The sequence below is a fragment of the Clostridioides sp. LIBA-6622 genome, from assembly GCF_056716095.1.
The window spans coordinates 2179795-2206097 of record NZ_CP196998.1; the positions used below are offsets into that span (position 1 = coordinate 2179795).

General features: G+C 28.4%; 31 protein-coding genes, 1 pseudogene and 1 other annotated feature. Of the genes and pseudogenes, 18 read left to right on the top strand and 14 right to left on the bottom strand.

Annotation, left to right across the window (positions count from 1 at the left end):
- Positions 1-24: 24 nt before the first annotated feature.
- The 5 genes from argB to ACTG47_RS10565 all read right to left on the bottom strand — a co-directional run bounded on the left by argB (position 25) and on the right by ACTG47_RS10565 (position 5249).
- Positions 25-885 carry an acetylglutamate kinase gene (argB, locus tag ACTG47_RS10545; RefSeq protein WP_169468926.1) on the bottom strand — a complete coding sequence of 287 codons (861 nt, stop codon included), beginning with the start codon at positions 883-885 and terminating at the stop codon, positions 25-27.
- 14 nt (positions 886-899) lie between these two features.
- Entirely contained in the window at positions 900-2117 is a 1218-nt protein-coding gene (gene argJ / locus ACTG47_RS10550; RefSeq protein WP_479924505.1) for a bifunctional glutamate N-acetyltransferase/amino-acid acetyltransferase ArgJ, read from the bottom strand.
- A 40-nt stretch (positions 2118-2157) separates the two neighbouring features.
- On the bottom strand, positions 2158-3192 hold the full coding sequence (argC, locus tag ACTG47_RS10555; RefSeq protein WP_479924506.1) for an N-acetyl-gamma-glutamyl-phosphate reductase: 1035 nt from the start codon (positions 3190-3192) through the stop codon (positions 2158-2160).
- A gap of 249 nt (positions 3193-3441) precedes the next feature.
- Positions 3442-3655 (bottom strand) — a binding site (T-box leader).
- Between the two features lie 86 nt (positions 3656-3741).
- Entirely contained in the window at positions 3742-4242 is a 501-nt protein-coding gene (locus ACTG47_RS10560; RefSeq protein ID WP_479924507.1) for a GNAT family N-acetyltransferase, read from the bottom strand.
- A gap of 242 nt (positions 4243-4484) precedes the next feature.
- Positions 4485-5249 (bottom strand): YoaP domain-containing protein, encoded by a 765-nt coding sequence (locus tag ACTG47_RS10565; RefSeq protein ID WP_479924508.1) that lies wholly within the window; start codon positions 5247-5249, stop codon positions 4485-4487.
- Between the two features lie 288 nt (positions 5250-5537).
- Here ACTG47_RS10565 and ACTG47_RS10570 point away from each other — a divergent pair, with 288 nt between their 5' ends.
- A complete protein-coding gene (locus tag ACTG47_RS10570) occupies positions 5538-6014 on the top strand; it encodes a GNAT family N-acetyltransferase (RefSeq protein ID WP_479924509.1) in 477 nt (158 codons plus the stop codon).
- 296 nt (positions 6015-6310) lie between these two features.
- Here ACTG47_RS10570 and ACTG47_RS10575 read toward each other — a convergent pair whose 3' ends face one another.
- The gene (locus ACTG47_RS10575; protein WP_479924510.1) at positions 6311-6868 is read right to left on the bottom strand and encodes a TetR/AcrR family transcriptional regulator; all 558 of its coding nucleotides are present in this window, start codon (positions 6866-6868) and stop codon (positions 6311-6313) included.
- Between the two features lie 260 nt (positions 6869-7128).
- Between ACTG47_RS10575 and ACTG47_RS10580 the strand changes: the two genes are divergently transcribed.
- Positions 7129-7827 (top strand): alpha/beta hydrolase, encoded by a 699-nt coding sequence (locus ACTG47_RS10580; RefSeq protein ID WP_169468915.1) that lies wholly within the window; start codon positions 7129-7131, stop codon positions 7825-7827.
- 388 nt (positions 7828-8215) lie between these two features.
- Here the strand turns inward: ACTG47_RS10580 and ACTG47_RS10585 are convergent, their stop codons facing one another.
- The gene (locus tag ACTG47_RS10585; RefSeq protein ID WP_479924511.1) at positions 8216-8704 is read right to left on the bottom strand and encodes a DUF2975 domain-containing protein; all 489 of its coding nucleotides are present in this window, start codon (positions 8702-8704) and stop codon (positions 8216-8218) included.
- A 143-nt stretch (positions 8705-8847) separates the two neighbouring features.
- On the opposite strand from ACTG47_RS10585, the gene ACTG47_RS10590 reads away from it, so the two are divergent.
- Positions 8848-9315: a DUF2975 domain-containing protein gene (locus ACTG47_RS10590; protein ID WP_169468910.1), complete on the top strand. Its 468-nt coding sequence runs from the start codon at positions 8848-8850 to the stop codon at positions 9313-9315.
- Positions 9316-9325: 10 nt separating this feature from the next.
- The gene (locus tag ACTG47_RS10595; protein WP_021384856.1) at positions 9326-9541 is read left to right on the top strand and encodes a helix-turn-helix domain-containing protein; all 216 of its coding nucleotides are present in this window, start codon (positions 9326-9328) and stop codon (positions 9539-9541) included.
- Positions 9542-9590: 49 nt separating this feature from the next.
- Here ACTG47_RS10595 and hcp read toward each other — a convergent pair whose 3' ends face one another.
- Positions 9591-11249 (bottom strand): hydroxylamine reductase, encoded by a 1659-nt coding sequence (hcp, locus tag ACTG47_RS10600; RefSeq protein WP_479924512.1) that lies wholly within the window; start codon positions 11247-11249, stop codon positions 9591-9593.
- Between the two features lie 671 nt (positions 11250-11920).
- Here hcp and ACTG47_RS10605 point away from each other — a divergent pair.
- Positions 11921-12232, top strand: a complete 312-nt coding sequence (locus ACTG47_RS10605; protein WP_479924513.1) for a hypothetical protein — start codon at positions 11921-11923, stop codon at positions 12230-12232.
- Between the two features lie 114 nt (positions 12233-12346).
- On the opposite strand, the gene ACTG47_RS10610 is transcribed toward ACTG47_RS10605, so the two are convergent.
- From ACTG47_RS10610 to ACTG47_RS10625, 4 genes are all read right to left on the bottom strand, one after another.
- The gene (locus tag ACTG47_RS10610) at positions 12347-12724 is read right to left on the bottom strand and encodes a jacalin-like lectin (protein WP_479924514.1); all 378 of its coding nucleotides are present in this window, start codon (positions 12722-12724) and stop codon (positions 12347-12349) included.
- A gap of 335 nt (positions 12725-13059) precedes the next feature.
- Positions 13060-13335, bottom strand: coding sequence for a heavy metal-binding domain-containing protein (locus tag ACTG47_RS10615; RefSeq protein ID WP_169468902.1), 276 nt, complete (start codon positions 13333-13335; stop codon positions 13060-13062).
- 165 nt (positions 13336-13500) lie between these two features.
- On the bottom strand, positions 13501-14292 hold the full coding sequence (locus ACTG47_RS10620) for a class I SAM-dependent methyltransferase (RefSeq protein ID WP_479924515.1): 792 nt from the start codon (positions 14290-14292) through the stop codon (positions 13501-13503).
- Positions 14293-14338: 46 nt separating this feature from the next.
- On the bottom strand, positions 14339-14911 hold the full coding sequence (locus ACTG47_RS10625) for a TetR/AcrR family transcriptional regulator (RefSeq protein ID WP_479924516.1): 573 nt from the start codon (positions 14909-14911) through the stop codon (positions 14339-14341).
- A 506-nt stretch (positions 14912-15417) separates the two neighbouring features.
- Between ACTG47_RS10625 and ACTG47_RS10630 the strand changes: the two genes are divergently transcribed.
- From ACTG47_RS10630 to ACTG47_RS10680, 11 genes and pseudogenes are all read left to right on the top strand, one after another.
- Positions 15418-16587 (top strand): SpaA isopeptide-forming pilin-related protein, encoded by a 1170-nt coding sequence (locus ACTG47_RS10630; protein ID WP_479924517.1) that lies wholly within the window; start codon positions 15418-15420, stop codon positions 16585-16587.
- A gap of 23 nt (positions 16588-16610) precedes the next feature.
- Entirely contained in the window at positions 16611-17117 is a 507-nt protein-coding gene (locus ACTG47_RS10635; protein WP_479924518.1) for a hypothetical protein, read from the top strand.
- Positions 17113-17934 (top strand): annotated as a pseudogene (locus ACTG47_RS10640) (invasion-associated protein P60); the annotation flags it as partial. The gene ACTG47_RS10635 and the pseudogene ACTG47_RS10640, both read left to right, overlap by 5 nt.
- A gap of 15 nt (positions 17935-17949) precedes the next feature.
- Complete coding sequence (locus tag ACTG47_RS10645; RefSeq protein WP_479924519.1) at positions 17950-18864, top strand: conjugal transfer protein; 915 nt, start codon at positions 17950-17952, stop codon at positions 18862-18864.
- A gap of 87 nt (positions 18865-18951) precedes the next feature.
- Complete coding sequence (locus ACTG47_RS10650; protein WP_479924520.1) at positions 18952-19572, top strand: Crp/Fnr family transcriptional regulator; 621 nt, start codon at positions 18952-18954, stop codon at positions 19570-19572.
- A 155-nt stretch (positions 19573-19727) separates the two neighbouring features.
- Positions 19728-20510 carry an aminoglycoside 6-adenylyltransferase gene (locus ACTG47_RS10655; RefSeq protein ID WP_479924521.1) on the top strand — a complete coding sequence of 261 codons (783 nt, stop codon included), beginning with the start codon at positions 19728-19730 and terminating at the stop codon, positions 20508-20510.
- Between the two features lie 125 nt (positions 20511-20635).
- Positions 20636-21562: a hypothetical protein gene (locus ACTG47_RS10660; protein ID WP_479924522.1), complete on the top strand. Its 927-nt coding sequence runs from the start codon at positions 20636-20638 to the stop codon at positions 21560-21562.
- Between the two features lie 13 nt (positions 21563-21575).
- Positions 21576-21791: a hypothetical protein gene (locus ACTG47_RS10665; protein WP_479924523.1), complete on the top strand. Its 216-nt coding sequence runs from the start codon at positions 21576-21578 to the stop codon at positions 21789-21791.
- 20 nt (positions 21792-21811) lie between these two features.
- Positions 21812-22000 carry a GNAT family N-acetyltransferase gene (locus ACTG47_RS10670; RefSeq protein WP_479927079.1) on the top strand — a complete coding sequence of 63 codons (189 nt, stop codon included), beginning with the start codon at positions 21812-21814 and terminating at the stop codon, positions 21998-22000.
- A 301-nt stretch (positions 22001-22301) separates the two neighbouring features.
- Positions 22302-22709 (top strand): sigma factor-like helix-turn-helix DNA-binding protein, encoded by a 408-nt coding sequence (locus ACTG47_RS10675; protein WP_479924524.1) that lies wholly within the window; start codon positions 22302-22304, stop codon positions 22707-22709.
- Between the two features lies 1 nt (position 22710).
- A complete protein-coding gene (locus ACTG47_RS10680) occupies positions 22711-22941 on the top strand; it encodes a helix-turn-helix domain-containing protein (protein ID WP_479924525.1) in 231 nt (76 codons plus the stop codon).
- 587 nt (positions 22942-23528) lie between these two features.
- Here ACTG47_RS10680 and ACTG47_RS10685 read toward each other — a convergent pair.
- Positions 23529-23816, bottom strand: a complete 288-nt coding sequence (locus ACTG47_RS10685) for a hypothetical protein (RefSeq protein ID WP_479924526.1) — start codon at positions 23814-23816, stop codon at positions 23529-23531.
- 415 nt (positions 23817-24231) lie between these two features.
- Here ACTG47_RS10685 and ACTG47_RS10690 point away from each other — a divergent pair, with 415 nt between their 5' ends.
- Together ACTG47_RS10690 and ACTG47_RS10695 are read left to right on the top strand one after the other, a co-directional pair.
- Positions 24232-25200 carry a CPBP family intramembrane glutamic endopeptidase gene (locus ACTG47_RS10690; RefSeq protein ID WP_479924527.1) on the top strand — a complete coding sequence of 323 codons (969 nt, stop codon included), beginning with the start codon at positions 24232-24234 and terminating at the stop codon, positions 25198-25200.
- A 31-nt stretch (positions 25201-25231) separates the two neighbouring features.
- On the top strand, positions 25232-25549 hold the full coding sequence (locus tag ACTG47_RS10695) for a hypothetical protein (RefSeq protein WP_479924528.1): 318 nt from the start codon (positions 25232-25234) through the stop codon (positions 25547-25549).
- A gap of 141 nt (positions 25550-25690) precedes the next feature.
- Here ACTG47_RS10695 and ACTG47_RS10700 read toward each other — a convergent pair whose 3' ends face one another.
- Positions 25691-26122: a hypothetical protein gene (locus tag ACTG47_RS10700; protein ID WP_479924529.1), complete on the bottom strand. Its 432-nt coding sequence runs from the start codon at positions 26120-26122 to the stop codon at positions 25691-25693.
- Positions 26123-26303 lie beyond the last annotated feature (181 nt).

Consider the following 26303-nt stretch of genomic DNA (forward strand, 5'->3'; position numbering starts at 1 on the left):
TTTTCTTATATATTACTTTTATTTCTATTCATCTTCTTTTCTTATTAATGTTCCTATACCACTATCAGTAAATAACTCTGTTATTATAGAATGAGGAACTCTTCCATCCAAAATATGCACTCTATTTACTCCATTATTTAAAGCATCTACGCAACCACGTATTTTAGGTATCATACCTCCAGTAATTATCCCTTCTGCAAATAATGTGTCAACATCCTCTAATATAACTTCTGTTATTAATGATTTTTCTTCATCTGGATCCCTTAATAGACCAGGTACATCTGTAAGAAGTATTAGTTTATCTGCGTTTAACTCCTTAGCTATAGCAGAAGCTGCTGTATCTCCATTTATATTATAAGTTTCTCCATCCTCTCCAACGCCTATAGTAGCAATTACTGAAATATAACCTGACTCTAAACAAGATTCTATAAGCTCAACATTTACTTTTTTTATTTCACCTACAAATCCAAGTTCATAATTTTTATATGGGTCACATAAAAGCATATTATTGTCTATTCCACAAAGTCCCACTGCCTTTCCACCTTTTGTATGTATTTTATTCACCAAATCTTTATTTACCTTACCAGCAAGTACCATTTTTACAATTTCCATAGTCTCTTCATCTGTATATCTAAGTCCATTTACAAATTTGCTTTCTATATCTACTTTTGCGAGCATTTTATTAATTTCTGCCCCTCCACCATGTACTAAAACGATATTGATTCCAACATAACTCATTAGTACAAGGTCTTCCATGACAGACTCTTTTAAACCATCTTTTTTCATTGCACTTCCGCCATACTTAACTACAATAGTCTTACCTTGATGTTTTTCTATATATGGTAAAGCTTCTATAAGTGTATTTGCTTTTTCTATATTAATCATGAAAATATTTCCTCCTAATTTCTATAACTTCCATTTATTCTTACATAATCATAGCTTAAATCACATCCCCATGCATTTCCTCGAGCATTTCCCATATTTAAATTTACTAATATGCTTATTTCATCATCTTCAAGAATTTTTTTTGCTTTTTCTTCATTAAAATCTAGCCCATTTCCATTTTTGCATACTTCAATATATCCCTTCATGCTCTCAAAAATAATATCCACTTTTTCCATATCTATTTCTTCACCTGCATATCCTAAAGCACACAGTATTCTTCCCCAGTTTGCATCAGCCCCAAATACAGCTGTCTTTACTAGTGAAGAAGATATAACTGTTTTTGCTAACTTTACTGCATGTTCTTCACTTAATGCTCCATTTATATAACATTCAATTAATTTTGTACATCCTTCTCCATCTTTGGCAACCAATTTTGCAAGTTCTATACAAACATATGTAAGCGCACTTAAGAATACTTGATAATGTTCATCTTTTTTATTCATCTTTTCATTCTTTGCTTTTCCATTTGCTAGAATCATTACCATATCATTAGTACTTGTATCTCCATCTACACTAACTCTATTGAAGCTTTTATCAACAGCGACCTTTAAAGCTTCTTTTAACAGAGCTCCTTCAATATTTGCATCAGTAGTTATAAATCCCAAAGTTGTAGCCATATTAGGGTGTATCATCCCTGAACCTTTTGCCATTCCTCCAATAGTTATCTTTTTATCTCCATACATTATTGCTACTGCTATTTCTTTTTTTATAATGTCAGTTGTCATAATTGCTTCTCTTGCTCCGATATGACCTTGTTTACTTAGATTATTCACTAATTCATCCATATTTTCTTCTATTAAGTCTATATTTAATGGCTTTCCTATGACACCTGTGGATGCAACTAAAACATCATTTTCCTTAATATTTAATTTATCACTAGTGAATTTGGCCATTTTATAAGCATTTATAAGTCCTTCTTTTCCATTAAATGTATTAGCATTAGCACTATTTACTATAATGGCCTGCGCTTTTCCATTTTTTATATGCTCCTGTGTCACATAAACAGGATTTCCTTTTACCTTATTTTGAGTAACTACTGCTGCTGCATCACATAAAACATCTGAATAAACCAAGGCTAAATCTCTTTTTTCTTTATTTTTTCTCAAGCCACAGTGAATTCCAGAAGCAAAGAATCCTTCTGAAACTGTAACTCCACCCTTTATAATTTCCATTTTTCTCCTCCTACCTATATGAGTTTAGTATTTTTTATTCCTAAAATGATGGTGCTATATTTTTTAAACCTGTAGTTTCATCAATACCGAACATTATATTCATATTTTGTATAGCTTGCCCTGCTGCTCCCTTAATCATATTGTCTATAGCTGAGCAAATTATCAATGTATTTCCATTTTCATGTAATGATATTGCACATTTATTTGATAACTTAACATTCTTTAAAGAAGCTACCTTGCCTAATGGAAGAACTTCTATAAATTCTTTATTTTCATAATAATCAGTTAATTTTTTATGTATATGATTTATAGAAATATTATCTTCTTTTGCACAATATATAGTTGATAATATTCCTCTATTTACTGGAATTAGGTTTGGTGTAAAAACTACATTCACTTTTCCTTTATACGCTTCACTTAAATTTTGTTCTATCTCTGGAGTATGTCTATGCTTACCTATTTTATATGCAGTTATATTTTCATTAACTTCAGTAAAGTGACTACTAAATGATAATGCTCTACCAGCTCCTGTAAGACCTGATTTAGAGTCAATTATTATATTATTGCATTTTATTAACTTCGAACTTAATAATGGTATCAGTGGCAAAGAAATACTAGTAGGATAACATCCTGGATTTGCAATTATATCTGCATCTTTTATATCATCTATATATATTTCACTTAATCCATAAACAGCTTTTTTATGTAAAGTCTCATCTATAAATGACACTCCATACCATTTACTATATATTTCTTCATCTTTTATTCTAAAGTCAGCACCTAAATCTATAACTTTCTTTTTAGATTCAATTGCTTTTATTGCAAACTTTTCGCTAACTCCATGTGGTAGAGCAGTGAATACAACATCACACATATCAATAACCTTTTCGTTTTCTATACATATCATGCTATTTTTGTATCCTATACTTGGGTATAGTTCAACTATATCTTTTCCTACATAAGAATTTGAACCTATTGCTGTCACTTCGACTTTATCATGATTTATTAATAATCTCAGCAATTCTGCTCCAACATATCCAGTTGCACCAATAATTCCAGCTTTTATTTTACTCATTTTATTCCCTCCATTTTATATTAAAATAATATTAGAATTCCATTTCCCTATTTATCATATAATAATCATTTGATAATACATAGATTAAAACCTTCTAACTAAAACAAAAGCCCCTTAGTATTATAAATACTAAGAGGCGAATTTCCGCGGTACCACTCTTATTGGCAAAATTATACTAAACCTTACAAATCAAATTAAAAAGTATCTGCAAATGAATTCTTAAAATTAAAAAAGCCTCTTGGTCAAAGACCAAGAGACGAATATACACCCGCGTTACCACTCTAATTGATAAGATAATCTTACCCACTCTAATCTCTTAAGGCGAGACTCACCAATTGCCATACTATCAATTCTGACAATCTCCTCCAAAGCTCTATTCACAATAAAATTCACTACCAGGCTTCCACCATTCCCAGCTCTCTATCAATTCCTTTTATGCTACTCTCTTTTTCATAGAATTTAAATTTATTTTCTTTTTCTTATTGTTTTATATAATAGTTTATTTTTTTAACTTTGTCAATATAATTTATAAAATTTTGGAAATATTTTCTATATGATTAATTTCCACCATTTTGTATTTGAATTTAGATACAATTTAAACCCACATCGCAATAAAACATTTTGTGAATCAAGATTTTCTATATCAGTTTCAGCTATTACAGAAGATACATTTGGTTGACTCAATCCCCAATCACACATTTTTTCAACAGCTTCTGTCATATATCCTTGTCTTCTGTAATTATCACCTAATCCATAACCAATTTCAATTTCGCCATGAAAATTAGGTACATTTTTAAAATCAACTATTCCTACAATTTTACGATTTTCGTTTAACATAATAAACCAAAATGTATGAAACAATATATTTTTTTTATCTTTACTAGCAATATTTAATTGTCCTTTTACAATATCATAAAAAAATCCAGTTACTGGTTCCGCACAATAAGTACAATTTAATTCTTTTTCTAACTCTGTATTATTGAAAATCCAAAGTTCAAGTTGACGCAGTGATAGTGGAATTAAAGTTAATCTTTTTGTTTTTAATATCATTTTTTTCTCCTTTTTGAGAGAAAGATTGTAATTGGTATAAAAAAACTCCTAATCAGATACAATAACAATCCTTCTATTATTGTTTGTATATATTTTAATCTGTTTAAAGAGTCTTTTCATATTCATCACCTCCTAATACTATGTTATTTTATATTATCATATATCAATTTAAGAAACTTCTAAAGTATATTAAATTATAAAATATTATAATTTGAGATTATAATATTTATATTAATTTTTAGTTAAATTTTTTGAAATTTACTATCTAAAAATTTTTCAATCTTTTTCTCAGAAAGTATCTCATTAGTCACAAATTCACCATTAAAAAAAAGACTATATGTAGTAAATGGTGCAGGAGCATTTTGAGCTTCTTTTGTCGTTTCAAATTTCATGAGATTTACGTCTATACCTCTAGAATCTGCAATTTTCTTTAAAATAGGGGCATATTTTTCTGTGTGTGGGCACTGGTTGCTATAATATAAAACTATGCTATTTTCGTTTAATTTTCTTTGCTTCACACAATCCTTAAAACATGGAACAGGAGCATTATCAGTAAATGGAAAATACAATAATTCATAATTTGGTTCTGATGTATCAGCTAAACAAAATCCCTTATATTTTAGATATTTAGAATCAGATAAAAATGGCATTTTTTTACTTGATGAAAGCACAACTAATCCATATTTCCCTTTTGATTTTGCATCATCAATACATTCCTGTAGTAATAAATTAGAATATCCCTGACCTTTAAATTTTCCAGATAACCAAAAGCAGTTAATGAACATGTAATTATCTGCGACAATAGGACTCCATGCATTTTCTGCTGGAATATATTCTATAAAAGCTTTACCTCTTACATCAAGTCGTTTAAAAACAAGACCTTTATCAAAATTATTTTTCATCCAAAGTTTCTTAGAAAAAACACAATTTTCTCCTTTTTTTTCAGAAATTGAACAACATATATGCTCATTGTCTATGTTATTTATATTTATATCAATAATTTTCATATTTATCTCCCTTTCTAATTATATAATAATTTATAAATATCACTTATATATTTTTATTTTAACATTTTAAATATGACAATGTTATGTCATATTTTTTTAAATAATATCATTTTAAACTTATTTAAATTACTAATTCGTATATGTTTAAATACATTTTATAGTGTATCTACATTGTATACAAATTATATATTATCATAATATTTTTAATATATATACAAGTTGTATTGACTTAAATATATTCAAGATATATACTTATGATAAAATTTTTTAATAATAGAGGTGTTGCTTGTGATAAGTAAAGAATATTTAATAAGAGAATTAAAAGAACAGGATATTAGAAATGCATTAAATTTAATATGGAATGTATTTGAAGAATTTGAGTCTCCAGATTATTGTGATGAGGGAATCAATTCATTTCATGAATTTATAGAATATAACTCTATTATTGAAAAAGTCAAAGAAAAAACACTCTTCTTTTGGGGTTGTTTTGATTATGAAACATTAATAGGAGTTTTATCTATTAGAGAATTAAACCACATATGTATGCTATTTGTAGATAAAAATTATCATAAATGTGGTGCTGCAAGAAAATTAATGTCTACAGGCATAGAATATTGTACTAATAATAAAACCACTTTAACTGAAATCACTGTAAATTCATCCCCTTATGCAGTTGAAGTTTATCACAAATTAGGATTTAAAGATATTGATGTTGAGCAAACTGTTGATGGCATACGTTTTACACCTATGAAATTTGTAATATAATATAATAAATAAAATAAAAAGCAAAGTCTCTTAAATATTTTATAATAGCTTTGCTTTTTATTAATACTTAAAAATAATTCTATCTCTTTTGTTTTTTAAAACACACATTAATAATATGGAACTCTGATTTATTTTTTTATATCCTTTTTGATAATATATCAATCAAATTAATTATTAAACTAATAGCTTTATATATAAACAATAGATATTTTTCATTATTATATTTTTATAATTTATGAATAGATATATAATACCAAACATTTATTATATTATCATATAGTTCTAAGAATTTCCTACTAATCATATTTTTTATGAATACCTAATAGAGCAGTATCAATGGAATCAGCTAGACCTTTTATAGCTTCTTCTTGGTTCACAAGTGCTTTTTTAAGTTGCAACGTCGAATAACCATGCAATACACTCATTATCAAATTTAGCACTGCGTCTGTGTTCTTTATTTTTAGATTACAAGAAATAATAAGTTTTTCTAATAAGGATTTATATTCACCAAACACTTCTAATGTTTCATTATTTCCATGCCAAGTAGCCCATTGTATTGTTTCATAGACACCTGGATGAGCAATTACAAAATTAAAATATTCTATACTTATAGATTTTATAGCTATATCTCCAGAATTACCAATAGCCACCTTTTCCATCTGATTATTCATTTTTCTCATTCCATTATGAGCCACTTCAAGCAGTAAGTCATCTAAACTTTCTATGTGATTGTATAAAGATGGTGTACGTATACCTAGCTTTTCTGCAACAACTTTTAAAGAAATCTTATTAAGTCCATCTTTATCAGCTATATCTGAAGCAGTTTGTATAACTATTTCTCTACTAACACGCATAATTTTCCTTCTTTCATTTAAAATTAATTACTTTATTAGTTTAACTAATCTGATTAGTTCAGTCAATGATTTAAACTTATAAAATACTTTATACTATTGTAAAGCATTGACAATTTGATTTCAATTTAATACAATACTAACCATATTAGTTTTATTGCTAATATAATTAGTATTATATTAAGCTATTTTATTACAATATTATTTCTATAATTTCCTTAACTATAGAAATAACTAATATAACAAACTGAAAGGAGATTTTTATGGAAAAAAAACATTTTAAAATTCATGGAATTCCTTCAATTCTTTGGGGAATTCCTTCAAATCAATTGTATATTTACATACATGGACAATCAGGTTATAAAGAAGAGGCTGAAGCTTTTGCCAATATTGCTATTTATCATGGATATCAGGTTTTAAGTATAGATTTACCAGAACATGGAGAGCGTAAAAAAGAAAAGAATTTATTTGACCCATGGCATGTTGTTCCAGAGCTATCAACTATTATGGAATATGCAAAGTGTAATTGGAGTCAAATTTCTTTATATGCAAATAGTATTGGAGCATGGTATAGTATGTTAAGCTTTGAAAAGGAAAATTTAAAAGAATGTATTTTTGTATCTCCAATTCTTGATATGCAACAACTCATTTCAAATATGATGATTTGGGCAAATGTATCAGAAGAACAACTTAAACATGAATTAATTATTCCAACTTCATTTGGACATACTCTTTCTTGGGAATACCTGTTATATGCAAAAAAACATCCTATTACTAAATGGAATGTCCCAACAAAAATATTATATGGTAAGTATGATGAACTTACTGAAATCAATGTTGTAGAGAAATTTGTACAAAAATTTAATTGCAGTCTAACTATTCTTGAAAATAGCAAACATTGGTTTAATACCCCAGAAGAACTAAATGCATTATATGAATGGATAAATACTTCACTTAAATAGAAAATAACAATATTATTATGATTACATTGTTTATAAGCCTTTATTTAATTAATTTTAATTTTGATGTTATTTAATATAATTATATAGAAAATACATTAATTATTATTTAAAAACTTTGAAAGTGTACAGAACTGTAAGCAATAATGAACAACTAATTGACATAGAAGAGAGAGGTACAAATATTATTTTTTCCTCTCTCTTCTATACTCTAGATAATTTTGACTTGTTACTATCAATAAATTACAGTTATATATAAAACCCAATCTTTTATTTCTTATTAAGATATTCATCTTTATTGTAACACTAAGCTTATGATATTAAATAAATCTAATAAAATTAACTATAAAATAATCATAGTAAAAATTTTATTACTCAAATTTTAAGTATACTATATAGTTTTATCATTTTCCTCTTTTATTTCAATAATTTTCTCAAGTAAAATTGATAAAACTAAAGTCAAAAATCCTATTGATAATGAAATAAAGGATACTATAACTGAAGGTATTATAGTAATTGCATATAAATAGATATCATAGTAATAATATAATATTATTACTACAAAGTTAAATATAAAAATCTCACTAAATGCACATACAGATATTTTTCTTAAATCTTTAGGTATTTCTTTTGAAAATGGTTTATTGATTGCTAGTAATTTGCATAATTTTTTTAATATAAACAATGACACAACATATGGGATAGCACATATATATATAGCTACTGATATAACAGTTGGTATATTTGTATCTTTAATACCTACACCACTTTTAAAATATGCAGTCAATACTAATGGCACTAAAGTAAGTGATAATAAAGTCAAAATTATTCCAACCAATACAATATTATTTAATATTTTAGAACTTATATTCCTTTTCATATAAACTTACCACCTTATACATTCTTATTTTTAATATATATTATAATAAATTCATATGTTATGTCAATAATTTATTATTGAAAAACAATAAATTATATATTATAATCAATAATATAATCTATGTTAAGGAGAAAATATTTTTTATGATTACAAAATTTTTTAGTAACATTTTATCAGTCTTTCTATATTTTATATTATCAATTTTAGGTGTTGCTGGTATAACATTCTTGTGTATGATACCTATGTTTTTATATGATTTTAGTTCTGACAAATTAATTACTTTAATTGCGAGAATACTATATTTTTCTGACTACTTTATAGTCATTTTGTTCTTGATATTTATAATTAATAGTACTAAATACTCACCTTTTATATTTGAAAATGTAAAGAGATTTAAAATAATGGGATATTGTTTATTAGTAAATACCATAATTGAATGTATCAATGGCTATGGTTTGAATACCAACAATATAATAATCTTTGGAAGTGATAATGGTGGTATTTCACCACTTATGGTTATTTCTTTTATATTTGCACTAATGTGTTTTGTAATTGCTGAAACATTTGATAAAGCTATAAAAATAAAAGAAGATAATGACTTGACAATATAGAGGTGATGTTATGGCAATTATAGTTAATCTGGATGTAATGATGGCAAAAAGAAAAATATCACTTAAAGATTTAGCCGAAAAAATAGATATTACAAATGCTAATTTATCAATATTAAAAACTGGAAAAGCAAAAGCCATTAGATTTACTACTCTAAATGAAATTTGTAAAGCTTTAGACTGTCAACCAGGAGATATACTTGAATATGTAGAAGATGAAAACGATTAAAAAAGAGTGTTTAAATACACTCTTTTTTGATTATAATCTACAATTATTGTTATTTTGCTGGAACATTTAAACATGTTGCTAAGTCCTTTTCAGGAGTACTAATAGGTATCAAATTAAATGTGTCAACTAAATACTGTAGTACGTTTGGACTTATAAATGCTGGTAAACTTGGTCCTAAATATATATTTTTTATATCTAGTGATAATAATGCCAACAAATCTGCTACTGCCTTTTGTTCATACCATGACAATATTATTGAAAGAGGTAGACTATTTACATCTGTGTCAAATGCATCCGCTAAAGCTAAAGCTATTCTCACTGCTGAGTAAGCATCATTACATTGGCCAACATCTAGCAATCTAGGTAATCCAGCCACTTCCCCAAAATTCAACTTATTGAATCTATATTTTCCACATGCAAGAGTTAAAATTATACAATCCTTTGGTACTTGTTTAGCGAATTCTGTATAATAATTTCTACCAGGTCTTGCTCCATCACATCCTCCAATCAGGAAGAAATGTCTTATCTTTCCAGATTTAACTGCATCTATTATTGCAGGTGCATTACTTAATGTAGCATTATGTCCAAAACCAACTAATATTTCATGTGGCTCTTCACTTTCCTTAAATCCGCCTAATTCTAATGCTTTATTTATTATTTCACTAAAATCTTTTTCTCCATTTTCATTTTTACCAATATACTTTACGCCATCCCATCCAACAACACTAGTTGTAAAAATTCTATCTTTATAAGAATCTCTAGGTTTCATTAAACAATTTGTTGTCATTAATATACATCCAGGTATAGAATCAAACTCTTTTTGCTGGTCTTGCCATGCTCCACCAAAATTACCCACTAAATGAGAGTATTTATTTAATTCTGGATATCCATGACAAGGAATCATTTCTCCATGAGTATATATGTTTATCCCTTTTCCTTCAGTTCGTTTAAGTAATGTTTCTAAATCTTTTAAATCATGACCTGATACTATTATAAAAGGTCCTTTTTTTATGTTGACATTTACTTTATGAGGTTCTGGATTTTTATAAATGGTAGTATTAGCTTCATCTAGTTTTTGCATTACAGCAACACTCATATCTCCAGTCTTAAGAGTCAATGTTATTAAGTTTTCTAAAGAAAAGTCATCATCTGTAATTGATGATAGTGCTCTAAAATAAAATTCATCTACTTGATTATTATAATATCCAAGTTCTCTAGCTTGATGTCCATAAGCGCTTATACCTTTTAATCCATAAAGTATTGTCATTCTAAGTGAACGTATATCAGGATTTAGACTTTCATCAAACATTATTCCTGCTCTCTTAGCATCTTCTAATATTTGACTTCTTGTATCACTCAAATTATATTCAGTATATTCATTACTTTTTATAGGCTCTTTAATTTTTTCTCTTAATCTCTGCTTTATTTCTTGTGATTTTCTAAGCATCTCTTCATGAACATCACCATCAAAATTAACATTCGTTAAAGTTGTAAACAGACTATTTTCTACAAAAGAAACTATTTCTTTATCTATTTCTTCTCCATTATCTATAAGAACTTTAGCATAACAACTTATACCTTTTAATTGATAAATTAATAAATCTTGAAGTGCTGCTATTTCTGGTGTCTTACCACAAACTCCTATCTTTGTACATCCTTTTCCACCTACTGTTTGTTCGCATTGATAGCAAAACATAGAATTTTCCATTTGCTTATACCTCCTTTTATTTCATTACATAGTTTATCCAAATATGTTATAGATTATAAAATTATATTAAAGTTTCCAACAACATAGGTATTCTTTTACAAATCATGCAGCCCCAAAGAAGTATATAATAATTTTTATATAAAACTTTTTAATTTTATTTTTTATTTACAAATATAAATTAACTTACCATATTTTATAATGATGATTTTTATTCAAAAGTACATAAATTATATTTTTATCACCTTTACTAACATTAGTTATTTTATATCTAGAATATCTATCAGGTAAATTACGTTTATTGTATGTCATCTTTACAATTAATTTTTTGATATATACTACATCATTATTATTTTTTATTGTATATATTTGTAATATTTTAGACGCTTTTTATCTATATACTACTGCTATACTTTAATTAAGGAAAATAAATCTTATACGAGTTGGTGATTGTATGAAAAGAAAGCTTTCAATTTTTTTCCTATACTACATATTAGGTATACTTATCTCTTATTTGATACTTATTTTTATATTTAAAAAGAAAATAGAAATTGACACCATATTTGGAATGCTAATAGGAGCTTGTATATTTTATTTTTTAGCACATTTATTTACTAAAAAAAATAAAATTTAACTCAGCTCTATTTTATTAAATTTTAAAGGAGGTACCTACTATGAGTTTTGGTAATATCAATATTATACTTATTGGAATAGGGATTATAATAGGAACTACAATAAGATATTTTATTAAACATAAAACTAATTTCTGTAGTGAAAAATATTTTAATAAATTAGAATCAAAATATGGGAATATAGATAGAAAGAGAACTGTTAAACTAGAGATATTTTATAGCTATTTAATAGGCTTTGAATATATAGCAATAGGTTTATTCATAAGAAGATTAGAAATTACAATAATAGTAGTAGTAGCAATTATAACAGGAGTATTGTATTATTCAATTAGAAGAAGATATATTGTTCTATAAACTTTAAATTTATTAAAAAAGAAAGAAGGTAACAACTAACTCTAGTTGATACCTTCTAATTATATATATTAAATAAATACTCCTAATTTAGTTTTTGAAAATTCTCTCATATAACTATTTCATACAAGTAATTCCTAAACAATCTAAATATCTTTTGCTATATTCTGGTTTAAATTTATGTACTGAGTAAGAACCCTGAAATTCAAATATTTGTTTACCTGACTCTGGCTCTAAAGTAAATTTTCCATATTTTTTAAATACTAATTCTTTTCCTGTTATTATAGTGTTTCCTTTTTTAGTTAAAAATGTAATTTTACCTATTGTTCTTGCTGGTATTGTCAAACTAGTAAGCCACCCTATAGACCCACTTATTTTAACTATATAGTCATCATTATCTAAATCTATAGATATCTTACTACCTCCAAAAGGTTCACCATGTAATGGAGCTTCACAATTTCCATCATATATAACTCCATGAAGTAAAATCTGCATACTATTTTTCAAATTCTAAAGTTGTTTGTACTGTAGAAAGTGTAAAGTTTACATCTTCAAGAATTATACTGTTAGTTGATTCATCCACATATTGAACAACATAAGCAATTATATTTGCATCAGAGGCATTATAACCAGCTACTTTGCTGCAAGGTATGTACCATAGTAGTTAAAATCTAGATTCATAAAATCACCTATTTATTTATTTTTAAAATAAAAAAATATATTTTTATTTGCAATAATAAACAAAATTTTCTAAATATTCAATATTTATCATCTGACTGGTAATCAAAAATGTATAAATAGTCAAAAAAATTTTCTATAAATATCTATTTTTATAAAGTTTTTACAGCTGTTCCATATGCAAATATTTCAACAACTTGTTTTTTGCTTGCAAAACCATCTGCCACAGCAATACGATATTCAAATTGACAATTAATTACAGCATTTCCTCCTAATTGTTCACATTTTTTCTTTAATTGTTCTTTTACTCCTTTAAATGCTGAGTTTGGGTCTGCACTTCTAAAAATTCCTTCCTTATGAGAATCTATTGCAAATATGGCATCTATAACCCCATATTCTTCTTTAATATCTCCAGTACTTATAATCATGTCTATATCCTCCAATACCTTTTCTTTAATAGTAGTCTAAGTTATGTAATATTTCAACAAAAACAATTATACTTTTATAATATTTTCAAAACTGTATTCATTGGTATAAATTCATAAAGAATAACCATCAATTTATAAGGTGCATCTAAATTAAAATCTATATACTTATTTTCTGAATATATCAATCGCATGACTTGTAACACCCAATAAATCTTCACGTTCACAAGTAGCAAAATGGTATTTCAAATATAATGCAAATGTTTCATTGTCCATTTCATCTACTGCTTCACGCATAAATAATGCACAACCATCTGATGCAACATAATGCAATCGAGTTACAGGAAATATGGACATTAAATTGTCAATGTTTTCTTTACGGACAAGTTCAAATAAATCCTTAGACTCGGATTTGGTGTCAAATGTTAGAGAATCAATTAATCCTTTTTCAATATATTCAGTAACATTGATATTACCTCGTTTAAACCCTTCATCAATAAGACATCCATCAGATATTACATATGCAGAGAAAATCACTCCTCCTTGTTTTGTTACACGAATTGCTTCGCTAAGAGCTTGTTGTTTATCTTCTATGCTATAAAGATGGTATAGTGGCCCTAATAGCAATGTCATATCATATTCGTTATCAGGAAAAGCAGATAAATCCAGGGCATTACCTTGAGTAACAGTTATATTTTCATCATATTGTGTATTTTGATTGAAAATCTCTATATTATGCTCTACTAACTCTACTGCATCAACTACATATCCTTGACGTGCTAGTGCATGAGAATATCGTCCAGTTCCAGCCCCAACTTCAAGAATATGGTCATTAGGTTTTATATACTTCTCAATATAATGCATAGTTGTAAGAAACTCAACTGATCCATGCTTTAACTCTAGTCTACTATCCTCATCATAATTATTATAAAAATCATTTAAATATTTGTTTGTTTTCATATTGTACTCCTTCTATATTAGTTATTAAACATCAAATAGATAAATTTCAATCTGTTTTTTCTTGTCTTATAAAAGCTGACAATATATTTCTCACCATTTTTTCAGCACTATTTCTATCTAATGTTAATTTTTTCGTTGCTACTAAGACTGCTATGCCATGTGTATAAAGGAATAAATCCAAAAATATTACTTTTGCACGTTCTAATTCTATCCCAATGGTTTCTGAAAAAATTCTTGCCCTTTTCTCATTGTCAATTTCATTATAAAAGTCTTTTGCCTCTGTCATATTCAAATCCATATCATTTATAAATAATAACTTAAATAAATGTATTTCTTCTTGAGCAAATTCAATATATGAAAGAGGAAGAATTAAATAGGGACTAACATCTACAGAATTATGATAATTTGTAACATACTGATTGTAGTATTCATATGCAAAAGAAAGAAATTCGTTTTTTAATTCATCCATATTTTCATAGCAAGTAAAGATTGGTCTAGTAGAACATTGTAATTTGTTGGCTATACTCCTCGCATTTACAGTTTCAAAACCTGTTTCTCTTGTAATTTCCAATACAATATTCAAAATCATTTCTTTTGTTATTTTTGGTTTAGGTGGCATTAAATTTCACTTCCTTATAGGTAATTTTTAATCACATACGTTATACAACTATTGTTGCATATCAGGTTAACTATGTCAAGAAACAACTTTCATCTTTCGTTCTCTACCTATTCTGTAACTTGAAAAGGCATACTTATTAGGTCATACTTAACCCTTATAAGGCTTCTAACAACTTGATTTTAAGTTTTATTGTATAGAAAAAGATAGCTAAAAGATTTATTATTTTTTTAAAATAAAAACATACTAAAAATCTGATTATCCCCTAGAACACAGTACCTATCCGCATATATACAGGACTAACAAAGCCATTTTACTACTAATTTACTACTACCGAATGAGCCTTGATACGTTGATAAGTCCTAGAAATGCAAAGATATGGTATTAACACATCAGTATTGTATCAAAAAAAAACTAAATATTTTATAGAACATGGAACACGAAAAAAGGTGTTCCTTTTCTATTTGCAGGCGTTCTTAATTGAGCGTCTTTTTTCATGCAAAATTACTATGAAAGGAAATACTATGAAAACAAAATCGAAAAGTATATTAAGAAAATTAACAACCTATATCATGGTTTTAGTAACTGTCTGCAGTACGTTTTTAACAAACCCTACCTCTGTTTCAGCTAGTGAATTGGTTCTAAACGAACCGACTGAATATAGTTATACAGGAGTAAGCCCACACTTAGGTTATGCAATCACGCACAATCCAATTTATGTTATGAAGATGGACGGAAAGAAAGTATTCTGTGTAGAATCTGGAATCTTCACTACGACAGGTGGTGGTTATATTCCAGAATCATATATCGCTCCTAAGAAAGATATTCTTTCAAAAATAGTTTATTACAGTTACACGAATACAAGCCAATCTCATTATGATTATGTCGTTACACAAGTAATGATATGGGAAGAATTAGGCGACCAATATATCTCTAGTACAATCCCAAACTATCATCAGAGAAAAGCTGAAATCATGGCAATGGTAAACAGTCATGATACGCTGCCATCATGGAACAATCAAGAAGTACAAGTAACAGTTGGCGATAGTATTACGTTGACAGATTCTAACGGTGTTCTAAGTGGTATGACTTTAGAATCTAACAACACAAACGCTACTTTACAACAAAATGGAAATACCATCACAATTACACCTAGTGCAAGTTCAAATGACGGTTCTATCACTTATCGTAAAGTACCTCAAAGTGAGCTTGGTACTTCTATTGTTTATACAAAACCGCAACATCAAACCCTTGTTGAGTTTCACTTAGAAAGTTCAAAGCAAGCTACTGTTAAGGTTGATGTTATCAAGCTAGGCAATGTGCAAACTACAAAGATTGATGAAGATACAGGAAAACCTTTATCTAATGCAAAACTGAAATTTGAATACAACGGAACATCTAAAGAAGTTGTCACAGATTCAAACGGTCTAACAACTATCAATGATATTCCAGAGGGTACAACTGTAACCGTTACAGAGGTAACCGCTCCTAACGGCTATTTCATCAAGAAAGTTGTTATTAAGCCTAATGAAACAGTCAAAGTTACGTTAAATAACAAAGAACAATTAGGACAGGTTCTTCCTGCTAAAACAGGAAAAGAATTTGGCACGACTATGTTCAATCAAAACTACTCCTTAAAAGGTGCAGTCTATGGAATCTATAAAGAAGATGGTACTTAAATATGATTCCTAGCTTTGATGGTATGGGAAGAAAAGCAATCATGAAGCTATTCAACGTTATCATGACAAGGGCTGGGTTGACTTTGATTATTACAGTGGCTTTTAGTATTTCAACTATGTTGTATTCCCTTGCTGGTTCTTCTCCATTTTTCATGATTATGTTCTTGCAGATAGTGACCTTTGCAGGAATCTACTTCAAGCTGGGAGATATCATGAATATGTTCGCTCTACAAAGTAATGACTCTCAAGGTATGGGGCGTCAAATGTTCCGTAAACATAGAATGTTCTTAAATCGTCAATCAAGACGATTACAGAGAAATGTTAGTCGAGCGATTGGTAAAGGTAGTCGCTCTGGTAAAGAGAAAGAAGCTCCTGCTCCTACTAAGACAACGAAAGTTAACCATGAACGACAAAATGAGAATGGGAATGAATCAACATCCAACCGTTCCACTTCTACAAAACAGAATCCAGAAAATCGTTCTGCTGGAACAAGAGCAGGCGAAAAAATGGGCGACTTGATGGAATTGTAAAGAGTTTGGCATTGAAGAATACGTCAATTACATTCTGGCAATTATGCAGGTGGAATCTGGCAGAACTGCCGAAGATGTTATGCAATTCTCAGAATCTTTAGGACTTCCACCGAACAGTCTTAGTACAGAAGAATCTATTAAACAGGGGTGTAAATACTTTAGTGAGCTACTACCCAGTGCTGAAAGCAACGGCTGTGATATTAATACCGTCATTCAGTCTTATAACTATGGCGGTGGCTTCATCAATTATGTAGCTAGCAATGGAAAGAAATACAACTATGAACTGGCAGAATCTTTTTCAAAGGATAAAGCTGGTGGTGTAAAGGTTGATTACAAAAATCCTATCGCAATCCCTATAAATGGTGGTTGGAGATACAACTACGGAAATCAGTTCTATGTATTACTTGTTTCACAATACCTTACACCAGTCCAGTTTGATGATGAAACCGTGCAAGCGATTATGAATGAAGCACTGAAATATGAGGGTTACCCTTATGTCTTTGGTGGTTCTTCTCCCTCTACTTCATTTGATTATAGCGGATTGACACAATGGAGTTATGCCGTAGCTGGGATTCAACTTCCTAGAGTTGCACAAGCTCAATATGACGCAACACAGCATATCCCCTTATCCGAAGCCAAAGCTAGCGATTTAGTCTTTTTCCACTCGACCTATGACGCTGGTAGTTATGTGACGCACGTTGGAATCTATGTTGGTAATAACCAAATGTACCATGCAGGGAATCCGATTGGATATACCAACCTTACCGACAGTTATTGGCAAGCTCATTTAATTGGAGCTGGACGCATTATCAAATAGAAAGGAATTAATAAAATGAAAATCAAAATTGAACGAAAAGAAAAACCAGACAAACCAAAGAAGCAAAAACAGATTCCCACTATCAAAGTGGGAACACATAAAAAGCTCACGATTGCCTTATGGGTATTATTGATAGGAAGTATGAGCTTTGGAATTTATAAGAACTTTACAGCCATTGATATGCACACCGTTCATGAAAAAGAAATCATTGAGAAACAGGTTGTTGATACGAATAGCATTGAGAGTTTTGTAGAATCCTTTAGCAAGGAATATTTTTCATGGCAACAGTCGCAAGATTCACAGGACAAACGAATTGAACATTTGAAGAATTATCTGACTGAAAACCTACAACAGTTGAATACTGAAATGGTTCGCTCGGATATTCCTACTAGTTCTATTGTTAACAGCTTTCAAGTATGGAGTGTGACACAGAACAATGAAAATGCCTATGATGTACTCTTTTCAGTAGGACAACAGATTTCAGAGGGCGAGAACAAAAAGAATATCGCTTCCACCTATACTGTTACTGTCTATGTAGATGAAGTAGGCAATATGGTAATTATTAAGAACCCTACCATTGACAGCAAGCCACAAAAGGCAAGCTATGAGCCTGTACTTTCTGATAGTGAAGGAACGGTGGACGCAAATACAACAGAGGAAATTAATAGTTTCCTAGACACATTCTTCAAGCTCTATCCTACTGCAACAGAAAAAGAGCTATCTTACTATGTAAGTAATCAAGCACTTGATGTAATTAATAAAGATTATGTATTTGTGGAACTTGTGAATCCTGTTTATACACAAGTTAACAATCAAGTGACCGCTATTGTAACAGTGAAATACCTTGATAAGGAAACCAAAGTTACACAGCTTTCCCAGTTTGAGCTTACTTTGCAGAAAAATGACAACTGGAAAATAATAATCGAATAGTTTCTATGTAAATATATTTTTACTATCTTACCTAACTAATTGAAAGATGATATAATTTAATCAAAGATTTGGTAAGGAGGGATGAATATGCATTTAATTGATTTTATGAATGAAGATATTAAAAAGAAGCTTGTTAAAAAAACGTATAAAAAGAAAGAGACTATTCTTTTTGCTGAGCAAGAAAATGAATATGTAATTCTTATGATTGACGGTATTGCAGAAGCATTCATCTTAAATGTGAAAGGAAACATCTCAACTATTCATCTTTATAGAAGTGGTAGTTTTTTTGGAGAAATGGAACAATTTAATGATGGGAAAAAACCCGTTGAAATTGTCGCTTTCACAGATTGTAATGTATATAAACTTCATAGAGATGATTTTTTAAACTGGTTAAGGGGAGATTTTGAAGCTACAAAATTTCTGATTCGAGAAATATCTAGTAAATTAGTTGTAAATGCTGAATTAATTGAAGAATTATCATCTTTAAGTGTTAAAGAACGACTTCTGAGGTGTATATCCTTACACTATTATAGAAATGAATTAAATCTGCTTACCAAAAAACAACTTGCTAGCGAAGTAAACGCTCCAATTAGAAGCATTAATCGTGCTATAAATGAATGTGTACAAGAACATCTAATTGCTTATGAAAACAAAAGATTTAGTGTAATTAATCAGCGAGAGGTATTAAAGAATCTTCCTACAACATAAGTATAATTTCAAAAAAGTATTGGATAATAATTATTCAATACTTTTTTATTTCGGGTCAAGTGACCTATTTTTTTTTATTTCTTCATTATATAATACTCCTATGCATAATTATGTTGGATTGATAGCTAATAAAAGAAAGTGAGAGGTGTTATATTATGACTAAAACACAACAGGAAATGATACAAAACGTATTAGAATTTTCAAAAAGAGATAGTAGGATAATAGGACTTGCAATTAGCGGTTCTTATATCACAAAATCGTTAGATGAATATTCTGATTTGGATTTTCTGATTGTAGCAGATGATAAATCCTATGAAGAAGTTATCGAAGAGAGATTACTTATTGTGGAACAGTTTGGAACATTAGTTTCTGCTTTTACTGGCGAACACGCTGGAGAACCTCGATTGATAATTTCCCTCTATGATTCCCCTGTTCTTCATGTTGATTTTAAGTTTACAACCTTAGATGGTTTACTAGATAGGGTTGAAGATTCAGTTATTCTCTATGAAGAAAACAACTGCATAACAGAAATTTATTCTAAAAAAGAAGCATACTTCCCAACTCCAGACTTACAGTGGATTGAAGATAGATTTTGGATTTGGGTTCATTACGCTTGCACTAAGATTGGACGTAGAGAACTATTTGAAACAATTGATTTTTTATCTTTTTTAAGACAATCAGTACTTGCTCCATTAATACAGCTTCTCTTAGGTAAATTACCTCGTGGAGTTAGAAAAATTGAATTGGACGCACCCCAATATATTGAAGCATTAGAAAAGACGGTTGCTACCCATGAATATGAAAGCTGTGTTAATGCATTGCAGGCTACTATCAACCTGTATCTTGAGTTAAGAGAGGAATTATCACAAAGTCCTATTGTCCGAAAGGTTGAAGCTGAAAGGGTTGCATTACAGTATTTTCAAGATTTAATCAAATAAACCCAAAGTAAAAAAACATTTAATAGTAAATATTCAGTGTTTTTTCATTTTTGGTCAAATGACCTAGATTAGTTGTTGTAACCATTCTATAATTATTTTGAAAGTAACAGTATAGGAGGATAACTATGAGTGATATTTTAAGTAGAATTACAAATAAAATTGGGGATAAGAATATAGTTGATAAGTTATCAGCTCTATCAAAATCAGATTTGAACTCACTTCTATTAGAAGTGTTTGATAGACAAGCAAATACTTTAACTGCAACTGATATTCTAAAGTCATACCAACTAAATAGATTTACTATCCCTAGCGGTATAGAACCAGAAGAAATTCATGCTTTGGAATCAAAATTATTGAGAAAAGCATTCAATATGGATATCAAGACGATTATGCTTTCTCCCTCTGCTCCATTAGGTAGCTGTAGCGTTTTTGGCTCCGTAGATCAATATAACGTAGTAAGTGCTCTACGAGGGACAGAAACACTTGCAGACCCCTCAAATATGTTGGCAATAATTATTGCTGATAAATTAAAAAGAAAAGAAGAAAATAATACCATACCTATCCACATGGCTACTACTGCTAGGGCAATAAGAGCACAAAATTTTGTAGGTAAAGGTTTATATTCACATTTTGGCTTATATTGTATGGTTTCATCTGGTATAGATACAGGGTCTTACACTTGTGAAAAAATGTTGTTAGAAAAGCACTTAAACTATTATAAAGATATATTAAGTGAAATAGAAAATGTTCGTTTCTCTATTATTCTACGCAAAAGAAACGGATATAAAGATAATGACGGATTTTTCGACAGAATGGTTGAAACTATCAAACTTATTTTTCCTAATATAGAGTTATCAATTCATAATGATGATGTTGATAATAATTATTATAAAGGTATCAATTTCAAATTATCGGTCATACAAGGAAATGAAACCGTTGAAATGGTTGACGGTGGATTTGTTGACTGGACTTATCAAATGCTTGGAAATAAAAAAGAACGCTGTTTGATAAGTGGTATTGGCTTAGAAAGATTTCTTGTAGCTGTTTCATAAAAGGAGAAGAAAAATGGAACTTATAGAGTGGAATTATGCTTATATTACCGATTTAGTTGAGTTTGCGAATGATAAAGAAATTGCAAAGAATCTTTGTGACAACTTCCCCCACCCTTATACGGAGCAAAACGCTAGAGATTTTATTAGTTTTTGTTTGGCAACTCCAAATGTTAAACAACTTAGCCATGCTATTTTTTATCAAGACAGGGCTATTGGGGCAAAGGGATAACAACAAATGCAGTAAAAGAAATATGCAAAATTGCCTTTGAAAAATACAACCTTAACAAAATTCATGCTAATGTATATCCCTACAATAGAGGGTCAAGTAAAGTATTGGAAAAATGTGGTTTTAAGATTGAAGAATACTGTCACAATTCCATAATAAAGAATAGAAACATGATTGATTTTCATGTATATAGTTTAATTCGACCGCAATAGAATTTATTAGAATTAACCTACTTTTTAATAACAGAATAAGTTTTTCCCCTCTATTAATTTCTTATGCATCTTTGTATTTTTATGAAAAGCTAGCCAATGCATATTTCCATACATCAATATAGTGGTAGCTTACAACCAATATAAATTAAATACGTTTTAAAGAATACACATTTTTGCCCTATAGGCAGAGTGTGTATTTTTTATCTTTTTTTGAAATTTATCGAAGATTTAACGCCCTCCCACCGTGATAGGAGTAAGCAAGGTTATTTAACTCCTTGTGATGGAAAGGGTGTGAAATCTTATGGTTGATGAAAAGACAATTGAACATCAATTCGACAGTTTCTGTAAAACAGTTTTGCGTAACTATGCTAGAGATATTTATGACGAAAATAAACGCAGAAATGATTATTTGGTATCTCTCGAATCTTTGTCACTTGCAGAATTAAGTAAATTGAGTATTTTAGATGATTATGATTCTAACTACATCTGTATGGTTTCTTACGACTACAACATACGAATTGAAGATGTATTAATGGCACAAGCAATCGGAAAACTTACAAAAAGAAAACAAGATATAAATCTACTTTCATTCTTTCTCAGCATGACAAATTCTGACATAGCAACATTGATGGATCTAGCAGAAAGTACCGTACATTATCACAAAACTAATGCATTAAAAGAGTTAAAAGAACTCCTGGAGGAACATTGAAATGAAAAATACCAATGAGGTATTACCTTTTACAGTAATTTTACTTGCAATTCATGGTGATGTAGATGCTATCAATGTCATACTAAAACACTTTGAACGCTATATCATTCGCCTTTCAAAAAAAACTCTATTTGACGAACATGGAAATGCTTATATTCACGTAGAGGAAGAAGTGAAACAAATGTTAGAAACAAAACTAATTACTGCTATTTTGAGATTTGATTTGTCTTAATCTCGCCCTCTCTCCATGTATCAAGCTATTTGGTACATTGAGAATCATTAATTATTTGTCTATAAAAGCCCACAAGCTATTGTGATCTTTTATAGGCAAATCAATACCGACTGTTCTTTGACAACTGAATAAAGTAGATAGATACGTTTGTGATACAGATAGCCAACAAATACTATACGCCATGACCTTAATCAAGAGAGCGACTATATAGTGATTTGTGAATAACCTTTGGAACGGTTGTTTTGCCGTAACCTGTACCACAGTATAATGATACACCTGTATGACACGGTTCTGCCCATAAGAATGGGATTGGTTGAAATACCAGTGGAGCTTACCAAAGCCTTTAATATAAGTTTTTCTCTTTAAAAAGCTATAATATTAGTACTCATATATGGAATAAGATTTATCTTGTATTTTCATCTATAAACATTGATTTTTCAACATTCTATATTTTAGATTGTATATAAATGTCAGTTAAATATTTTATCCACAACAAAAAGGATAGTAACTATAATTAAATAGTTACTACCTTTTTATCTAATATTTAAATTTAATTTATCTATTACTAAAATAAATCTAAATGCAATTTAAGAAGTTAAATAGTTAAATATTATATTAAAGCATAATGGTAATGACAAAAATATAAAATTCTTTATAGTCATAAGTTTTATCTCATCATTTTTATCTTTTTCATTAAAATAATTATCTTGATAAAAGGTAGCTCTATTTTGGTAACCTGTTTTTAATACTCCATTTTGAATTAATAGTAGTATAAAAAAGATTGACAGTAAAATAAAGTTATAATTTTTTTCTTTTAATGTAAAATTAATTGTAATAACTATAAAACTATATAAAACCCATATAATTTTTTTCATAAAAACACCTAAATTCTATATTTGTATTTTATGCTAAACCAAATCTAGTTCCTATAAGAACATCTACATAATCAGCCCAAGTGGCACTTGATACACTTCTCTTTATCTTTGTAAATAAACTAAAAGAATCATCAATACTGATATTTCAAATAATACAAATTTTTTAATTTTATAAGAACACCTACTTGTTTATATAAATTATAGTATAAATTTTCAGAAATTTGAATCTATCTTAGCAAAATAATTAATTTTTTTGCTATTCATTATCTCATTATTAATTTTTATTATATATATTTGTAATATTTTAGACACTCTTTGTACTTATCTTACTGATATACTTTGATTAAGAAAGATAACTCTTATATGAGTTGATGATTATAAAAAAGAAAATAATATCTTAAAGGAGGTTTTTCTATTGAGCTTACAAGAAAAATGGATTGATTTATTAAACCCAAAATATATTGAAAGCGATAAAAAAAGAAAGAAAATACAGATTATAATATTTTTTTCTATAACTTTTGGTTTAACTTATTTATTAGGTTTTCTATTATATTTCAATAAGTTTATTGACCTTGAAAGCTTTGCATCATTCATGATGATATTGCCCCTATCTTCTGTAGCTATTGCAAAATTTTACTCAGAAGGAAAAACTAATGATGAATATAAGTTTTATTCACTAGTAATATTGCTTTTTCTTAGTTATTTTTTATTATTTATTGCTAAATCATTTAACTTAATAAACCTCAATCAATCTCAATTAATAAATTATATATTAATTTTAATAAGCAGTTTATATCTTATTATTCATTCTTTTAAATCAAAAGAACTCTATATTCTAAAGAATATAAGAATAGGTGCTTTATTAATTGTCTACTTTATACTTTCTCAAATTATCCTTGCATTAATAATAAGTAGAAATAATCTTAATTATAATGGTATTTTATTTTATCTGAATCTTACTATAATATCACTAATACATATTTATCCTTTTTTATCTGAAGAATATGGCTGGAGATGTTTTTTGCAAAGTATTTTCTTTGATAAATTTGGCAAAAAAACAGGTGTTATAATTGTAGGCATTTGTTGGAGTTTATGGCATTTACCTCTACAGTTTACATTCTATAGTCCTGATGCTCCAATAATGGGAAGTGTAATTCATTTAATTTATGGAATTGGACTTTCTATATTTTTAGGTTATGTTTATTTGAAAACTAAAAATATATGGTTTTGTTCTATAATTCATGCTTTAATTAATAGTTTAGATGTTATTTGTAATAGTTCTGAAATGCCATTTAGCCATTATGTTATTTTAGAGAGACTTATATTTGTATCACTATTTTATCTTCCTTTCCTCTTTACAAAAGAATATAAACAACATACATAAAAAAATTATTATGCTAAAGGAGGTATCTACTATGAATCCTGGAAATATCAATCTTATACTTCTCGGAGTAGGAATTATAATATTAACTACAATAATATCCTTAATTAAACATAAAATTGGTTTTTGTAGTGATGAATATTTAGATAAATTAGAATTAAAGTATGGAAATATAGATAGAAAAAGAACTGTTAAACTGGAAGTGCTTTATCGCTATGTAATAGGTCTTGAATACATAGCTATAGGTTTATTTACAAGAAGATTAGATATTACAATAATAGCAATGATATTAGTAGCTATTACAACAACAATCTTATATTATTTAATTAGAAAGAGATATATAACTGTATAAACTTTAAATTTATTAAAAAAGAAGGTAACAACTAACTCCAGTCGCTACCTTCTTTTTTAATAAATTTTCAAGTTCTTTATCTTCTTTATCAATATTTTTTTGTTCTAGTTCTTCTGACTCTTTTTCATTATCGACACCTTTTTATTCTAATTCCTCTAACTTTTCATCATTTAATATTTCTTCTTCGTTTTTATCACTAAGTTCATCCGTATTTAATAATTCCTCTTTTTCTTCTGTATTTAGAGAAATTGGATATTCTTCCAAAATAGTATTTTCATTTTCTTCTTCTACATTACTATTTTTATTTTCTATTTCTGATTTAAATAAATTTCTAATTGCTTCATTTATTTTTTTAGCATAAAGTTCTTGTTTGTCTTTTAAATCTTTAATTCTATTATTAAGTTCTTGTTTTTGTTTCATGACATTAAATAGATAATTGTTTTTTTCTGTAGTTTCTCCATTTGACAACATAACAAAGAATGGATGATATCCATATGTATAACTTACAGTAAAAGAAAATGAATAGTACCCATTTGAATCTGTTTTAGTAATATCGAATATATCTTTTACCAATGTATATTCCTTTGGATAGTCATTTTCAAGTAAGTATACAGTTCTATTAGCTATCGGTGCCTCTGACTTATCTGTTGCATATCCACTCTAAATATAACACGCTCACCTTTTGGTATACTTGGCTTATCAACAGAAATACTTATAATACTAATTGTTGCTAATGATATGGATGTTATTTTCT

Excerpts from the sequence above, each read along its gene's own strand:
- ACTG47_RS10655 (WP_479924521.1), top strand. The coding sequence starts at position 19,728 with ATGACTAAAACACAACAGGAAATGATACAAAACGTATTAGAATTTTCA.
- ACTG47_RS10565 (WP_479924508.1), bottom strand. The coding sequence starts at position 5,249 with ATGAAAATTATTGATATAAATATAAATAACATAGACAATGAGCATATA.
- ACTG47_RS10595 (WP_021384856.1), top strand. The coding sequence starts at position 9,326 with ATGGCAATTATAGTTAATCTGGATGTAATGATGGCAAAAAGAAAAATA.
- ACTG47_RS10620 (WP_479924515.1), bottom strand. The coding sequence starts at position 14,292 with ATGAAAACAAACAAATATTTAAATGATTTTTATAATAATTATGATGAG.
- ACTG47_RS10645 (WP_479924519.1), top strand. The coding sequence starts at position 17,950 with ATGAAAATCAAAATTGAACGAAAAGAAAAACCAGACAAACCAAAGAAG.
- ACTG47_RS10605 (WP_479924513.1), top strand. The coding sequence starts at position 11,921 with ATGAGTTTTGGTAATATCAATATTATACTTATTGGAATAGGGATTATA.
- argJ (WP_479924505.1), bottom strand. The coding sequence starts at position 2,117 with ATGGAAATTATAAAGGGTGGAGTTACAGTTTCAGAAGGATTCTTTGCT.
- ACTG47_RS10680 (WP_479924525.1), top strand. The coding sequence starts at position 22,711 with ATGAAAAATACCAATGAGGTATTACCTTTTACAGTAATTTTACTTGCA.
- ACTG47_RS10630 (WP_479924517.1), top strand. The coding sequence starts at position 15,418 with ATGAAAGGAAATACTATGAAAACAAAATCGAAAAGTATATTAAGAAAA.
- ACTG47_RS10560 (WP_479924507.1), bottom strand. The coding sequence starts at position 4,242 with ATGATATTAAAAACAAAAAGATTAACTTTAATTCCACTATCACTGCGT.
- ACTG47_RS10585 (WP_479924511.1), bottom strand. The coding sequence starts at position 8,704 with ATGAAAAGGAATATAAGTTCTAAAATATTAAATAATATTGTATTGGTT.
- ACTG47_RS10650 (WP_479924520.1), top strand. The coding sequence starts at position 18,952 with ATGCATTTAATTGATTTTATGAATGAAGATATTAAAAAGAAGCTTGTT.
- ACTG47_RS10675 (WP_479924524.1), top strand. The coding sequence starts at position 22,302 with ATGGTTGATGAAAAGACAATTGAACATCAATTCGACAGTTTCTGTAAA.
- argB (WP_169468926.1), bottom strand. The coding sequence starts at position 885 with ATGATTAATATAGAAAAAGCAAATACACTTATAGAAGCTTTACCATAT.
- ACTG47_RS10580 (WP_169468915.1), top strand. The coding sequence starts at position 7,129 with ATGGAAAAAAAACATTTTAAAATTCATGGAATTCCTTCAATTCTTTGG.
- ACTG47_RS10625 (WP_479924516.1), bottom strand. The coding sequence starts at position 14,911 with ATGCCACCTAAACCAAAAATAACAAAAGAAATGATTTTGAATATTGTA.
- ACTG47_RS10635 (WP_479924518.1), top strand. The coding sequence starts at position 16,611 with ATGGGAAGAAAAGCAATCATGAAGCTATTCAACGTTATCATGACAAGG.
- ACTG47_RS10695 (WP_479924528.1), top strand. The coding sequence starts at position 25,232 with ATGAATCCTGGAAATATCAATCTTATACTTCTCGGAGTAGGAATTATA.
- ACTG47_RS10590 (WP_169468910.1), top strand. The coding sequence starts at position 8,848 with ATGATTACAAAATTTTTTAGTAACATTTTATCAGTCTTTCTATATTTT.
- ACTG47_RS10610 (WP_479924514.1), bottom strand. The coding sequence starts at position 12,724 with ATGCAGATTTTACTTCATGGAGTTATATATGATGGAAATTGTGAAGCT.
- ACTG47_RS10615 (WP_169468902.1), bottom strand. The coding sequence starts at position 13,335 with ATGATTATAAGTACTGGAGATATTAAAGAAGAATATGGGGTTATAGAT.
- ACTG47_RS10685 (WP_479924526.1), bottom strand. The coding sequence starts at position 23,816 with ATGAAAAAAATTATATGGGTTTTATATAGTTTTATAGTTATTACAATT.
- ACTG47_RS10575 (WP_479924510.1), bottom strand. The coding sequence starts at position 6,868 with ATGCGTGTTAGTAGAGAAATAGTTATACAAACTGCTTCAGATATAGCT.
- argC (WP_479924506.1), bottom strand. The coding sequence starts at position 3,192 with ATGAGTAAAATAAAAGCTGGAATTATTGGTGCAACTGGATATGTTGGA.
- ACTG47_RS10660 (WP_479924522.1), top strand. The coding sequence starts at position 20,636 with ATGAGTGATATTTTAAGTAGAATTACAAATAAAATTGGGGATAAGAAT.
- hcp (WP_479924512.1), bottom strand. The coding sequence starts at position 11,249 with ATGGAAAATTCTATGTTTTGCTATCAATGCGAACAAACAGTAGGTGGA.
- ACTG47_RS10665 (WP_479924523.1), top strand. The coding sequence starts at position 21,576 with ATGGAACTTATAGAGTGGAATTATGCTTATATTACCGATTTAGTTGAG.